Origin of the sequence: Pigmentiphaga humi (genome assembly GCF_900606115.1) — a bacterium.
Classification (GTDB): domain Bacteria; phylum Pseudomonadota; class Gammaproteobacteria; order Burkholderiales; family Burkholderiaceae_B; genus Pigmentiphaga; species Pigmentiphaga humi.
Map to the genome: position 1 here is coordinate 1 of NZ_UWPJ01000028.1, position 12,991 is coordinate 12,991.

Consider the following 12,991-nt stretch of genomic DNA (forward strand, 5'->3'; position numbering starts at 1 on the left):
GCCCGGTTCTCGACGATCACCGTCCTGCCCATCCCCTTGGTCATTTCCTGCGACATGGCGCGCGCCAGCACGTCCACGGTGCCGCCGGGAGCGAACGGAACGATGATGCGAATCGGCGCGTCCTGTCCCTGCGCCTGCGCAGGTCCGGTCCAATACAGCGCTGCGGCCAGCGCCGCGGCTTTCCAGTACCTTTTCATGCCTGTCTCCTCGACTTGTCTTGGTGGTTGCCCATACTTCCCTGCGCGGCTTGTTCATGCGCGTCAGGTGCTCCGCGGCGCCCGGATGCCGCCATGGGCGGTCCGGCCGTCGCAGGATTCGGTGGTGTGCCGCCGTGTCAGGGCAGGCGCGTGATCGGCACGGCGCGGTACCGCGCCCGGATGCGTTCCGAGGTGTCCCCGCGCGCGCGGGAAAGCGCTCTCAGAGCGCCCACAGGTTCGGCACCAGATGGCTCGAATAGCCGGACACGAAGGGCTTGCCCTCTCCCGACGCGGGATCGAAGACATGGCGCGCGATTCGGCCGATATTGCCGCCGTACAGATGGATGCTGATCGAGACGCGGTCGTCGTAGGCGTTGCGCACCTGGTGGATGTCGCCGGCGGCGGGCGACAGCGTCGCCACGTCGCTCGGCCCCAGGCGCCGCGCGGGCCCGTCCGGGGCCAGGCCGCTTTCCGCGCGGCGATAACGCTGATCGATTTCGGCGCCGCGCAGCATGCCGATGACGCCCCAGGTGCAGTGATCGTGCACCGGCGTGCGCTGGCCCGGCCCCCAGACGAAACTGACGAGCGAAAAGCGTTCGAGCGGATCGCCGTAGAGCAGGTACTGGCGGTAGAAATCCGGATGCGGGGCGGCCATTTCTTCGGGCAGCCAATCGTCCGCGGCCACCAGCCGGCCCATCAGCGCGGCGCTCTCGTCCAGTATGCGCTGCGGCTCGGCGGCATGGGCCTCGACCACCCGCGTCACCGCGGCAACGTGTTCCAGCAGGCGTTCGCTCATGATGCGGCCCCTTTGCGCGCGAAGTCCGCACGGACCTCATCGGTGTGCTGGCCGTGCTCCGGCGGGCCGCTGCGCACCGGAAAACCCGCGCCGTCGAAGCGCAGCGGCGACGCGAAGGTTTGCGTCACGCAGCCGTTCGGCAGGGCGAGTTCCTGCACCCAGCCCATGTGGACCGACTGCGGGTCGGCCAACGCGGCCGCATAGTCGTTGATGCGGGCATGCGGCACGCCCGCCCGGTTGAACACGCCGATCCAGTGATCGACGCCATGATGCAGGAAGACCGCTTCCAGGATTTCCTTGAGCGCCTCCTGGTTCCCGGCGCGGCTGGACGTATCCAGGAACCGCGGGTCTGCGGCCAGTTCGGGCCGGCCCACCGCCTGGCACACCGCCAGCCAGAGTTTCTGGTTCCCCGCGGCGATCGCGAACCAGCCATCGGCAGCCCGGTATGCCTGGTAAGGCGCGTTGCGCGGGTGCGCCGATCCCAGCTTCACCGGGCTTTTCCCCGTGCCGAAGAATTCGCTGGTCTGCAACGCGGCGATGCCCAGCGTGCAGCCGAACATCGGCACGTCCACGTGCGCGCCGCCCTCGCCGGCGCGCGCCCGGACCAGCGCGCAGGCAATGGCGAAGGCCGCATAAAGGCCGGAGGCGAAGTCGGAGATGGGCACGCCGCACTTGACCGGCTGGCCATCGCGCTCGCCGGTCACGCTCATCACTCCCGCCGCCGCCTGGATGGTCAGGTCGAAGCCGCCTTCGGAGGCGCGCGGGCCGGTTTGCCCGTAGGCCGAGATCGAGCAGAAAATGAGATCGGGGCGCTGCTCGGCGAAACTCGCCGCTCCCAGGCCCAGCCTGTCCATGACGCCGGGCCGGTTGTTCTCGACGACCACGTCGGCCTCCAGCATCAGCGCGCGCGCCAGGTCCCGGTCCTCGGGCCGTTTCAGGTCGAGCACCACCGAACGCTTGTTGCGGTTGAGCGAAGCGAAGTTCTCGCTGAAGCCGTCCGTGATGGGCGGCCACTGCCTGAGCGTGTCGCCGGAAGGCGGCTCGATCTTGAGGACGTCGGCGCCCATGTCGCCGAGCAGCATCCCGCAGAACGGCCCGGCCGCGACGGCGCACAGCTCGATGACCTTGACGCCGTGCAGGGGAAGCTTGCCTTCGGTGAGCTGATCCATGGATTCCCTTCGTTTCCGATGATGCGCGATTCACAGGCCAGGCGCCCGATGCCTGCGCCGCGACTCGCATGTGTTGATGCAAAGCATAGGCTCGTTCTAAAATTCAATCCAACAGTTCCATATTTGATAACTCATGGATTGCCTGGCCGGCACGCGCTGCACAGGCCGGTACGGGAGATCGCCATGAACAACACGCTCATCAAAGGGCTGCAGGTCGTCGAGCTGCTGGCCCATGCGGACCGCCCCCAGCCCCTCACCCACATCGCCAACCGGCTCGGCATGGCCAAAAGCAACGTGCACCGGCTGCTGCAGGCGCTCACCGAGCTGCGCTACGTGATCCGTGACGAAGCCACCGGCGGCTACAACGCCTCGATCAAGATGTGGGAACTCGGCTCGGCGGTGCTGCAGAAGCTCGACCTGCGCCGCATCGCCGAGCCCAGGATGAACACGCTGATGGAAGACAGCGGCGAAAGCGTGCATCTTTCCGTGCTCGACCACGACGAAGTGGTCTATGTCCACAAGATCGAAAGCCTCAACCCCGTGCGGGCTTACACCCAGATCGGCGGCCGTGTTCCGGTCTACTGCGTCGCGACCGGCAAAGCCATGCTCGCATTCCAGTCCGAACCCTTCATCGGGCGCGTGGCCGAGCGCCTGCAGCGCTACACCGACGCGACGATCACGGTGCCGCGGCGCCTGCAGTTGGAGATCGACAAGATCCGCCGCCAGGGCTATGCGGTCAATCGCGGCGAATGGCGCGACAGCGTCTACGGCGTGGCGGCGCCCATCGTCGACGGTTCCGGCCACGTGATCGCCGCCCTCGGCCTGTCCGGTCCGGCCAACCGTTTCAAGCCGGCGCGGATCAAGGTTTTCTCCGAGCAGGTCATCGCCGCCGCCAGCGAAATTTCCGCCGACCTGGGGGGCGGCAGCGGCACCCAGATGCTGGGCCAGATCACGCACTACATGATTGCGCGCAAGCGCTGAGACGGCGTCACGCCGTATCGCGGGCCGGAAGGATCGCATGGAACGCTGCGCGCTGCGCGTGGCGGTCGGCGTATGCGGCCAAGCCGGGATGGCGGCCGCGCCACGCGATCTGCGCAAAGCGGGTGTCGACGAAGACCAGCGCCGCCACGCAGGCGATGTCGGCCAGCGTCAGGCCATCGCCCACGCCGTACCGGCGCTGTCCGATCCCTTCGGCCATCGCGTCGATGGCGCGTTCCATCTTGCCCTGCTGCCGCTCGATCCACCATGGACTGCGCTCGGCCGGCGCGCGCCGGTCCAGTTCGTTGATCAGCAATACGCCGCTGTCGCAGATCCCGTCCGCCAGCGCCTCCCAGCGCCTGACCATGACGCGCGCCGGCCCGTCGTCGGGCAGCAGGGGCGTGGACGGCTTCAGCGCCTTCAGGAAATCCAGGATGACGCGAGAATCGAACAGCGTGCAGCCATCGTCCATGACCAGCACCGGCACCTTGCCGAGCGGGTTGAAGTCGGGCACCTGGGTATCGGGAAGGTTGGGACGATGCACGGCGAGCGGGCAGTCCACGCCCGCCTCGGCCAGGGCGATCCTGACTTTCCAGGTAAACGGGCTCAACGGCGTCCCGACCACGCACTGCGGGCGCAGCGACTCGAGTTCCTTCATGTACGTTCCCCCAGGCTGTCGCCAGCCGCAACCAAGCCTTCCGGTCCGTGCCGGCCCGGAACCGCGCCGATCCAGTCGGCCAGCACCTGCGGCCCGTCCGAACCGATCGCGCCCAGCGCCCGCGCCACTTGCACGAGCATGGTGTCGAAACGGATGGGCGACGCCAGCAAGGGCCAGGTCTCGCCGCTGCCGGTCCGCCCTTCGACCAACAGGCCGCGCGCCGTGCATCGCGGATCGGCCACGACTTCGGCCACCGACAGCACCGGCGCCGCCGCAATGCCGCGATTCACAAGAAACGCCGCCAGCAAGGCCCTCGGCAGCGCGCTGCGCCATTGTCCGCATTGGCGCGCGCATCCGCACGCCTGCAATGCCTCCGCCATGAGACGGGCGCCGGACTCGGCCAGCAGATAGCCGTCTTCGCACCCCACCACGGCATGCGCCGGATCCGGTTCGCCGGCGTCGTTCCAGGATGCGCGCGTCAGCCACGCCGTGGCGTCCTGCATGGAGATATCGACGTGCTGGCCGCAGCCGTGTACGTCCCGATAGGCGAGCGCCGCCATGACCGCGGCCAGTCCGAACAGGCCGCCGACGATGTCGGCGATGGAGATCCCGATCTTGTAGGGCCGGCCTTCGCTCCGGGCCAGATCCATGATGCCCGAGATGCCTTGCACGGTCGTATCCATCGCCGCCAGGCCGGCATAGGGAGAATCTCCGCCGAAGCCGGTAATGGCGCAGGAAACCAGCCGTGGATTGATCTCCAGCAGCGTGCCGGGATCGAAACCCATCTTCGCCAGCGACCCCGGCCGCAGGTTCTCGACCAGCACGTCGGCGCGCGCCAGCAGTGCGCGAAACAGCGCCTTGCCGTCATCGGTGCGCAGGTCGATCCGCAGCGAGCGCTTGTCGCTGTTGCTGATCGTGAAGAAATAGCCCTGGCCCTCGCGGGTAGGCGTCAGCGGCCGCGACAGGTCGCCCTGCGGCGGCTCGATCTTGACCACGTCGGCGCCCAGCGCGCCGAGTTGGCGGCCGCAGATCGGCGCCGTGGTGTAGCTGCCCAGTTCGAGCACCTTCAGGCCTGCGAGCGGCTTCGCGCCGCCGCCCCCGTCATCGTCCACGGCGGCCGCCGCGGCGCGGTCCGCCGGCCGCCGCGCCATCCATTCATCCAGCCAGCGCCTGCTGCCGTCCCGCTCCGGTATGGCGGCATTGGCCGCTCCCCGCGCGGCGCTGCCGCGGAACACCGAGCCGGGCAGGCGCAGGGAAGCGCCCGCGGCGTCCAGCCGATGCACCATGTCCCGATGACGCAAAGCTGCGTCATCGAATAGATCCGCCAACTGGTAGACCGGCCCGCACGGCAGCTTGGCGGCGTTGAAAGCGGCCACGCAGGCATCGACCGTATGCTCGCGGGTCCAGGCCTCGACGATGCGGTCGACCTCGTCATTGTTCCGTACGCGTCCTTCCGGCGACGCGTAGCGCGGATCGCGTCCAAGTTCCGGCCGGCCGATCAGCTCGCATACGCGCAGCCATTGTTCGTCCGAGCCCGTGCTCAGCAGGACCCAGCCATCGGACGCCTGGTAGCCGTTCCAGGGCGACATCGCCGGGTGCCGGTTGCCGATGCGCTGCGGCTGCCGGCCGGCGAAGTACTGCGGCAAAAAGCTCGCCAGCGCGCTGACGGCGCAATCGTAGAGTGCAATGTCCGCGCGCCCGCGCCGGCCATGTCCGCGCCGCGCACGCAGGCCCGCCAGCACAGCCGTGAGCGCATACAGCGCCGCCATGTCCTCGACGACGGGCGCCTCGCACAGCGTCGGCGCGCCGTCGCGCTCGCCCGTCGTATCGACGATGCCGCACAAGGCCTGCACCAGCGCGTCCGGCACGAAGCCCGACCCGGCAGCCGGCCGCCCCATCGCGGTGATGTCGCAGACCACCGCGCGGTCCGCCCGCGCGGCCGCGTCCGCCGCCCATGCCGGCTGGCAGTCGGACGACAGCAGGATCACGTCGGCCCGCGCGATCAGCGCCGACAGCCAGGCGTCCTCGGCGGACACAGGCGCGGCAACGCTGTGCTTGCCCGCCATCGCCAGCGCACGCCGGCGCCATTTCGTTCCCTCCCCCGCCGCGCCGTCCCGCGGCTCGACCGCCACGACTTCGGCGCCGAGCTCGGCCAATAGCGACCCGCACGCGCCGACCCCGGTCCGTTCTCCCAGCTCGACGACCAGCACATCGTCCAGAAACCTGGTGCCCATATGTCCGTCCGCTCCCGTCAAGACCTCCTCGCTCAATTCAGGGTCACGCCCGAGGTGTCGATGATGCGGGCCCAATGCGCGATATCGTTCTTGACGAACTCCCGGTATTCTTCGGGCGGCATGATCGGCAGTTCCATGCCCACGCTCGTATACCGTTCGCGCAGCTCAGGCTGCTCGAACATCTTGCGCACCTGCGCCTGCAGCTTGCGCACGATGTCGGCGGGCATGCCCTTGGGGCCCACGATCCCGTAGGTTTCGTAGGTCGATTGCCCTTTCAGCAACTCGTTCATCGCACCCACTTCGGGCAGCAGTTGCAGGCGCGACTCGCCGGTGGTCGCGAACACCTTCACCTTGCCGGCCTTGACCAGCGGCATCACCAGGCTGATGTCGGCGACGACCAGCGGCAACTGTCCGCCCTCGAGGTCCGACAGCGCCGTGCCGGTGCTCTTGTAGGGAATGTGCACGAAGCGCGAGCCCGTCTTCTCGTTGATCAGCTCCATCGTCAGGTGCGAGGCCGAGCCGATGCCGGACGTTCCGTACGAGGCGTACTTGTCGGGGTTGGTCTTGGCCAGCTCGATCAGCTCCTTGAGGTTGGAGGCGGGCACGTCGGGCTTGCCTATGATCACTTTGGGAATGCGCGCGACCAGCGTGATGAAGGTGAAATCGTTGAGCGCGTCGTAGGGCGGCAGCGGCTTCATGGAAGGCTGCACCGCGTGCGACGACGCGACCATGCCGATGTTGTAGCCGTCGGCCGGCGCCCGCGCGATCAGGTCTGTCCCGATCATGCCGCCCCCGCCCCCTTTGTTCTCGATCACGACCGCCTGCCCCCACGCCTGGGTCAATTGCTGGCCGATCACGCGGGCCAGCACATCCGTGGTTCCGCCGACCGCGAACGGCACGATGAAGCGGATCGGCTTGGAAGGATAGTCCTTGGCCTGGCTGCGCGCCGGCAGCGAGGTGGCGGTGCCGGCCAGCGCGATGGCCGCGCACGCTGCTTTGAGCACGCCGCGCCGGGTAGACGGCATATCGGGGTGCAGCTTTTCGAGATGAAGCTTTTTCGTGCCTGACATCGTTGTCTCCTGATGGGGGCGCGCTCGGTCGCGCGCTTCGGTGGTATGAACGGGTGGGTGCTACCTGGGCGGCAACTGCGCGTACAAACTGGTCTTGATCTCGACGAGCGCGGCCCCGTCGGCCCCCATGAGCCTGTCCAGTGCGGCCCCGACGTCCTCTTCGGCCGCGACGGTCTCGGCTCCCAGGCCGAAGGCCCGGGCCAGCATGGCGAAATCGGGCGTGCTCAGATCCGTGCCGATGTGGTCGAGCGGGCCGTACCAGTCCTCCTGGTGCAGGCGGATCACGCCGTAGGACTGGTTGTTGGCGACGATGAAACGGATGGGCAGGCGGCGCTCGTTGACCAGGGCCAGTTCGGCGCAACTCATCAGGAAACCGCCGTCCCCCGCGATCAGGATCACCTCGCGGCCCGGATAGCGCAGCGCGGCGGCGATCGCGGCCGAAATGCCGAAGCCCATCGAGCCCGTGATCGGCGCGAGCAGCCGCTGCGCGGGCGTCCATTCGATGTAGCGGTAGGCCTGCGCGGCCGCCATGCCGGCGTCCAGCACGACGATGGCGTCCTTGGCCAGGCGCGGGCCCAGCGCCGCGACGACGTTGCCGAACACGATGCCGTCGTCGGCGCGTTTCGGCTTCCACGCCGTTACGGCCGTGCGCAGCGCGCGCAGCCGCTGCGCCCAGGGGCGGTTGCGCGAGGCCGCGCCCGCGTCCGCGCGGACGGCCAGCTGGCCGAGGAACTGCGCGGCATCGCAGACCATGCCGATGTCCGGCACGAAATGCCGGCCGATGACTGCGGCGTCGCCATAGACGTGCACGAAGGGCTGGCGCGGCTTGGGATTATCGGGAAAGGTATAGCCCTGCGTAGACAGATCGCCCAGCCGCGTGCCCACGGCAATAATGAGGTCGCTTTCCTGGAAGGCGGCGATCTGTTCCTGTGTCGTCTGCAGGCCGAGGTCGCCGGCGAACAGCGGGTCGGCATTGGGGAACAGGTCGTGGCGGCGAAAGGTCACCGTGGCCGGGATGCCCCAGGCCTGCGCGCAATGCAGCAGCGCCGCGCGGCCCGCGTCGGTGGCCAGCTCGCCCCCGGCGATGAACAGCGGCCGTTCGGCCTTGGCCAGCATGGCGGCGATCTCGTCCAGCGCGCCGGCATCCGGCGCGCTATAGGGACGGCGATAGGCCGGCGGCATGGGCGACTGCCCCGCGTCATCGGCCTGCATGTCCTCCGGCAGCACTACGACGACCGGGCCCGGCGTGCCGCTGTACGCGACCTGGATGGCGCGCGCCAGCAACTCCCGCGTGCGCGACGGGTCGGATATCTCCACCACCCACTTGGCGATGTCGCCGAACACGTTCGCGTAGTCGATCTCCTGGAAGCCGTCGCGCCGCAGGAACTTGCGGCCCACCTGGCCGACGATCAGGCACATCGGCACCGCGTCGTCCTTGGCGGTGTGCAGCGCGATCGACGCATTGGTGGCGCCGGGTCCCCGGCTGACCATCAGGACGCCGAGATTGCCGGTCAGGCGCGCGTCCCCGACCGCCATGAAACCACCCGACCCCTCGTGGTGGACGGTCACCACGTCGATGCGGGATTCCTGCCGCAAAGCATCGAGCACGCCGAGGAAACTCTCTCCCGCCAGCGCATAGACCCGATCGACGCCATGTTTGACGAGCACTTCGGTGACCGCCTGTCCAGCCGTTGCCATGTCCTGATTCCTCTCGCTTGGGTTCTCTGCTGTTCCAAATAATGAAACGCTGTAACTGTATAAGAAACTGAGCTATGCTGCGCACAGATTTTTCGACGTAAGACAACGCTCGAATTGCCGTCGGGACATACTGTGCGCGCACCGACCAATTTGGTCCAGTGTTCCACATTTGATTCCAGCCGAACCGCCAATGGCAACAACGGCAGCGCTCGGCCCGACCCGTTCGCCTGCCTGCGCGCAGCGACGGCCAACCGCACAAGACAGGAGAGAAAGCCATGAAAATCGTCGTGCTGGACGACTACCAGGATGAGGTCCGGACGCTCGATTGCGCGAGCCTGCTCGCCGGCGACGAACTGACCGTCTACAACGACACGGTCCGCGACGCGGACGAACTGGTGCGGCGGCTGGCGGGGGCCGAAGCGGTAGTGCTGATCCGCGACCGCACCACGCTCGATCGCGCCTTGATCGAAAGACTGCCGGCCCTGCGCCTGGTCAGTTGCGTGTGCCGGCCGGGCAGCTACGTCGACATCGCCGCCTGCACCGAGCATGGCATCGCGGTGGCCGACGGCGGTCCCGGCTATTCCCCCGCCACCGTGGAGCAGACCTGGGCGCTGATCCTCTCCTCGATGCGCAAGCTGGGCCTGGAAGAGCGCCAGCTGCGGGCGGGCCGCTGGCAGACGTCGCTGGGCATAGGCTGCCTGGCCGGCAGGACCCTGGGCATATACGGCTACGGCAGGCTGGGAAAAATGGTGGCCGATATCGGGCCCGCGTTCGGCATGCGGGTACTGGTGTCCGGCACCGGCAACTCCATTGCCAAGGCCGCCGCCGACGGCTACGACACCGCGCCCGACAAGGCCGCCCTGTTCCGCGAGGCCGACGTACTCTCCATACACCTGCGCCTGAACGAGGCCACCCGGGGCATCGTCACGCTCGACGATCTCCTGTCCATGAAACGCGATGCGCTGTTCGTCAATCCCAGCCGCGCCGAGCTGGTGGCGCCGGGCGCGCTGGTGGAAGCGCTGAAGCAGGGACGGCCCGGATACGCCGCCGTCGACGTCTACGAAGAAGAGCCCGTCCTGGGAGCGTCCCACCCGCTGCTGGCTTTCGACAACGCGGTGTGCGCGCCGCACCTGGGATTTGCCGACCGCGACAGCTACGAGCGCTATTTCAGCATCACGTTCGGCAACATCAAGGCCTATGCCGCTGGCGACACCACCAACATCGTCAACCCGGAAGCATGCGGGCGCGCCCGATGAGCGGCCAAGCACGTCGACGCGATCCCGCCTGGAACACCCCCTGAGAAACCGAATCATGGACACACATCTCCCGCTCTCGGGCGTCAAAGTGGTCGAGTTCTGCCAAGTCGCCGCAGGACCGTTCTGCGGCATGCTGCTGGCGGACTTCGGCGCGGAAGTCGTCAAAGTGGAGCCCCCGGAAGGCGATACGCTGCGCCAATGGCCTCCGCTGACGGACGGCTACAGCGAGAATTTCGCTTCGTTGAACCGCGGCAAGCGGTCCGCCGCGCTGAACCTGAAGGACCCCGCCCATCTCGCGCTGGCGCGCGAACTCGTGCTGGCCGCCGACGTGCTCGTCGAGAACAACCGGCCCGGCGTCATGGACAGGCTGGGGCTGGGATGGCAGTGGTTCCGGGAGCGCAAGCCCAGCCTGGTCTATTGCTCCATCTCCGCCTACGGACAGTCCGGCCCGCGCGCCGCCGAAGGCGGATTCGACGTTTCCGTCCAGGCCGCGGCCGGCGTCATGAGCGTCACCGGCGAAGAGAACGGCGCGCCCGTCAAATGCGGCGTTCCCATCTCGGACTTCACCGCCGGCCTGTATGCGGCCTATTCCATCGCCGGCCTCGTGGCCCGCGTGCGCGCCGGCGGCCACGGCGGCCACATCGACGTGCCCATGTTCGCCACCACCCTGGCGGTCGGCGCACTGCAGACCAGCGAGTTCTTCGGCTCGGGCCGCAATCCTCGCCCGCTGGGCTCCGCCCATCCCCGCAACGCGCCCTACCAGGCGTTCCAGGCCAGCGACGGCTGGTTCGTCATCGCCGCGGGCAACAACCGCTTGTGGCAGAGCGTCTGCGAGATCATGGATCTGGCGACCCTCGTGGACGACGAACGCTTTCGCACGACGACGCTGCGGGCGGCCAACCAGACCGAACTGGCCGCGCTGCTGCAGCCGCGTTTCCTGCGCTCGACGGCGCGCAGTTGGCTGGACCGCTTCGCCGCCTCGGGCGTCCCTTGCGCCCCCATCAACGATTACGAGTCCGCGCTGGCTGACCCGCAGAGCGAGCATCTGGAACTGGTCCGGCCCATTGCCCTTCCGAACGGCCGCGCCACGCGCACGGTGGGCTGCCCGATCCGCCTGGACGGCGCCGCGGTGCCGGTGCGCACGGACCTGCCCGAACTGGGGCAGCACACGGACGAACTGCGCCACGCGCACAAGGTGACGGCATGAACACCGGCGCGCAAATCCATTGCGGCGTGGACGACGGCATCGCCACGCTCGAATTGCAGCAGCCCGCCAAGGGCAATGCCTTGTCCGCGCAAGCCGTCGAAGCGCTGATCGCTGCGGTGGACGAGGCCGTCTCGCGCAACGACGTCCACACGCTCGTGCTGGGCGGCGCGGGCCGGCACTTCTGCACCGGCTTCGACCTGTCGGACCTGGACGACGAATCCGACGCCTCGCTGCTGCACCGGTTCGTGCGCATCGAACTGCTGCTGCAGCGCCTGTGGACCGCGCCGGTACGGACCGTGGCGATCGCGCACGGCCGTACCTGGGGAGCGGGCGCCGACCTCATGACCGCCTGCGACCTGCGGCTCGGCCTGGACGATACCCAGGTACGCTTCCCGGGGGCCGGGTTCGGCCTGGTGCTGGGCACCGCGCGTCTGGCCGCGCGGGTGGGGGGCGATCGCGCATGGCGCATGGCCGTGGAAAGCACCAGCCTCGACGCTGCGGCGGCCCTCGACACGGGCTTGCTGAGCATGCGGCTCGACTCGCTCGACCGAGACGCGTGGCTGGCCTGCCTACCGCCTCCCGCGGTCGACCGGACCACCATGGCGGCGCTGCGCGCGGCGGTCGCCTCGGCCGGCGACGCGGAGCTCGCGACGCTCGTGCGGTCCGCCGCCCGGCCCGGACTGAAGGCGCGCATAGAGGCCTACCGGGCCAGGCAGCTGCAAGCGAGGGCCGCGCGGTGACCCACCCCCGGGGCGGCGGAGAAAGCCGCCCCAGGGGCCCTCTCTCAGTCCAGCGCCGCGACCATCTCGGGCAGCGCCGTGAACAGGTCGCCCACCAGGCCGTAATCGGCGACCGCGAAAATCGGCGCCTCCTCGTCCTTGTTGATCGCCACGATCACCTTGGAGTCCTTCATTCCGGCCAGGTGCTGGATGGCCCCGGAGATTCCCACCGCGACGTACAACTGCGGCGCCACGATTTTCCCCGTCTGGCCGACCTGCAGATCGTTGGGCGCATAGCCCGAATCCACCGCCGCGCGGCTCGCGCCGATCGCCGCGCCCAGCTTGTCGGCCAGCGGCGTCATCGTTTGCTGGAACTTCTCGGCGCTGCCCAGGCCCCGGCCGCCGGAAACGACGATGCGGGCCGCCGCCAGTTCGGGACGGTCGCTCCTGGTCAGCTCCCGACCCACCAGGCTGCTCTTGCCCGAATCGGCAACGGCGGGCACGGTTTCGACGGCGGCTTCGCCTCCTGTGGCGGCCGCAGCGTCGAACCCCGTTGTGCGCACGGTGATCACTTTCACGGCATCGCCCGACTGTACGGTGGCGATGGCATTGCCTGCGTAGATCGGGCGTTCGAAAGTGTCGGGGCCATCGACCCTGGTAATGTCGCTGATCTGCGCGACGTCCAGCCTGGCAGCCACGCGCGGCGCGACGTTCTTGCCGCCGGCCGTGGCGGGAAACAGGATATGGGCGTAGCCGCCGGCAAGCTGCAGCACTTGCGCGGCGAGATTCTCGGCCAGGCCGTCGCGCAGGCTCGCGCCGTCGGCGTGGATCACCTTGGCCACGCCGGCGATCCGCGCGGCGGCCGCGGCGGCCGCGGCGGCGTTGTCGCCGGCCACGAGCACGTGGACCTCGCCGCCGCAAGCCCGGGCGGCGGCGACCGTGTTCAGGGTGGCGGGCTTGATCGAAGCGTTGTCGTGTTCGGCAATGACGAGTGCGGTCATGGTTCGTG

11 protein-coding genes and 1 pseudogene are annotated in these 12,991 nt (G+C 68.7%); 4 read left to right on the plus strand and 8 right to left on the minus strand.

Features of this window, described 5'->3' with window-relative positions; all coding sequences use genetic code 11:
• The 3 genes and pseudogenes from PIGHUM_RS18580 to PIGHUM_RS18590 form a co-directional block, all read right to left on the minus strand.
• Nucleotides 1-197: pseudogene (locus PIGHUM_RS18580) on the minus strand (ABC transporter substrate-binding protein); the annotation flags it as partial.
• A gap of 220 nt (nucleotides 198-417) precedes the next feature.
• The gene (locus tag PIGHUM_RS18585) at nucleotides 418-993 is read right to left on the minus strand and encodes a cysteine dioxygenase family protein (RefSeq protein WP_124081217.1); all 576 of its coding nucleotides are present in this window, start codon (nucleotides 991-993) and stop codon (nucleotides 418-420) included.
• On the minus strand, nucleotides 990-2,162 hold the full coding sequence (locus PIGHUM_RS18590) for a CaiB/BaiF CoA transferase family protein (RefSeq protein ID WP_124081218.1): 1,173 nt from the start codon (nucleotides 2,160-2,162) through the stop codon (nucleotides 990-992). Before PIGHUM_RS18590 ends, PIGHUM_RS18585 begins: the two co-directional genes overlap by 4 nt.
• 183 nt (nucleotides 2,163-2,345) lie before the next feature.
• Between PIGHUM_RS18590 and PIGHUM_RS18595 the strand changes: the two genes are divergently transcribed.
• Nucleotides 2,346-3,143: an IclR family transcriptional regulator gene (locus tag PIGHUM_RS18595; protein ID WP_124081219.1), complete on the plus strand. Its 798-nt coding sequence runs from the start codon at nucleotides 2,346-2,348 to the stop codon at nucleotides 3,141-3,143.
• Nucleotides 3,144-3,150: 7 nt separating this feature from the next.
• On the opposite strand, the gene PIGHUM_RS18600 is transcribed toward PIGHUM_RS18595, so the two are convergent.
• The 4 genes from PIGHUM_RS18600 to PIGHUM_RS18615 are packed head-to-tail and all read right to left on the minus strand — an operon-like array spanning nucleotide 3,151 to nucleotide 8,800.
• The gene (locus tag PIGHUM_RS18600) at nucleotides 3,151-3,798 is read right to left on the minus strand and encodes a glutathione S-transferase N-terminal domain-containing protein (RefSeq protein ID WP_160142350.1); all 648 of its coding nucleotides are present in this window, start codon (nucleotides 3,796-3,798) and stop codon (nucleotides 3,151-3,153) included.
• Nucleotides 3,795-6,032 (minus strand): CaiB/BaiF CoA-transferase family protein, encoded by a 2,238-nt coding sequence (locus PIGHUM_RS18605; protein ID WP_124081221.1) that lies wholly within the window; start codon nucleotides 6,030-6,032, stop codon nucleotides 3,795-3,797. Before PIGHUM_RS18605 ends, PIGHUM_RS18600 begins: the two co-directional genes overlap by 4 nt.
• Nucleotides 6,033-6,064: 32 nt before the next feature.
• Nucleotides 6,065-7,102, minus strand: coding sequence for a Bug family tripartite tricarboxylate transporter substrate binding protein (locus tag PIGHUM_RS18610; RefSeq protein WP_124081222.1), 1,038 nt, complete (start codon nucleotides 7,100-7,102; stop codon nucleotides 6,065-6,067).
• A gap of 60 nt (nucleotides 7,103-7,162) precedes the next feature.
• On the minus strand, nucleotides 7,163-8,800 hold the full coding sequence (locus PIGHUM_RS18615; protein WP_124081223.1) for a thiamine pyrophosphate-dependent enzyme: 1,638 nt from the start codon (nucleotides 8,798-8,800) through the stop codon (nucleotides 7,163-7,165).
• A gap of 275 nt (nucleotides 8,801-9,075) precedes the next feature.
• Here PIGHUM_RS18615 and PIGHUM_RS18620 point away from each other — a divergent pair, with 275 nt between their 5' ends.
• The 3 genes from PIGHUM_RS18620 to PIGHUM_RS18630 are packed head-to-tail and all read left to right on the plus strand — an operon-like array spanning nucleotide 9,076 to nucleotide 12,003.
• Nucleotides 9,076-10,056, plus strand: coding sequence for a D-2-hydroxyacid dehydrogenase family protein (locus PIGHUM_RS18620; protein ID WP_124081224.1), 981 nt, complete (start codon nucleotides 9,076-9,078; stop codon nucleotides 10,054-10,056).
• A gap of 55 nt (nucleotides 10,057-10,111) precedes the next feature.
• A complete protein-coding gene (locus PIGHUM_RS18625) occupies nucleotides 10,112-11,263 on the plus strand; it encodes a CaiB/BaiF CoA transferase family protein (RefSeq protein WP_124081225.1) in 1,152 nt (383 codons plus the stop codon).
• On the plus strand, nucleotides 11,260-12,003 hold the full coding sequence (locus PIGHUM_RS18630; protein WP_124081226.1) for an enoyl-CoA hydratase/isomerase family protein: 744 nt from the start codon (nucleotides 11,260-11,262) through the stop codon (nucleotides 12,001-12,003). Before PIGHUM_RS18625 ends, PIGHUM_RS18630 begins: the two co-directional genes overlap by 4 nt.
• A 44-nt stretch (nucleotides 12,004-12,047) precedes the next feature.
• Here the strand turns inward: PIGHUM_RS18630 and PIGHUM_RS18635 are convergent, their stop codons facing one another.
• Nucleotides 12,048-12,983 (minus strand): electron transfer flavoprotein subunit alpha/FixB family protein, encoded by a 936-nt coding sequence (locus PIGHUM_RS18635; protein WP_124081227.1) that lies wholly within the window; start codon nucleotides 12,981-12,983, stop codon nucleotides 12,048-12,050.
• Nucleotides 12,984-12,991 lie beyond the last annotated feature (8 nt).

Bases quoted from the DNA above. Each gene is read 5' to 3' on its own strand.
- PIGHUM_RS18585 (WP_124081217.1), bottom strand. From the start codon at position 993: ATGAGCGAACGCCTGCTGGAACACGTTGCCGCGGTGACGCGGGTGGTC.
- PIGHUM_RS18590 (WP_124081218.1), bottom strand. From the start codon at position 2,162: ATGGATCAGCTCACCGAAGGCAAGCTTCCCCTGCACGGCGTCAAGGTC.
- PIGHUM_RS18595 (WP_124081219.1), top strand. From the start codon at position 2,346: ATGAACAACACGCTCATCAAAGGGCTGCAGGTCGTCGAGCTGCTGGCC.
- PIGHUM_RS18600 (WP_160142350.1), bottom strand. From the start codon at position 3,798: ATGAAGGAACTCGAGTCGCTGCGCCCGCAGTGCGTGGTCGGGACGCCG.
- PIGHUM_RS18605 (WP_124081221.1), bottom strand. From the start codon at position 6,032: ATGGGCACCAGGTTTCTGGACGATGTGCTGGTCGTCGAGCTGGGAGAA.
- PIGHUM_RS18610 (WP_124081222.1), bottom strand. From the start codon at position 7,102: ATGTCAGGCACGAAAAAGCTTCATCTCGAAAAGCTGCACCCCGATATG.
- PIGHUM_RS18615 (WP_124081223.1), bottom strand. From the start codon at position 8,800: ATGGCAACGGCTGGACAGGCGGTCACCGAAGTGCTCGTCAAACATGGC.
- PIGHUM_RS18620 (WP_124081224.1), top strand. From the start codon at position 9,076: ATGAAAATCGTCGTGCTGGACGACTACCAGGATGAGGTCCGGACGCTC.
- PIGHUM_RS18625 (WP_124081225.1), top strand. From the start codon at position 10,112: ATGGACACACATCTCCCGCTCTCGGGCGTCAAAGTGGTCGAGTTCTGC.
- PIGHUM_RS18630 (WP_124081226.1), top strand. From the start codon at position 11,260: ATGAACACCGGCGCGCAAATCCATTGCGGCGTGGACGACGGCATCGCC.
- PIGHUM_RS18635 (WP_124081227.1), bottom strand. From the start codon at position 12,983: ATGACCGCACTCGTCATTGCCGAACACGACAACGCTTCGATCAAGCCC.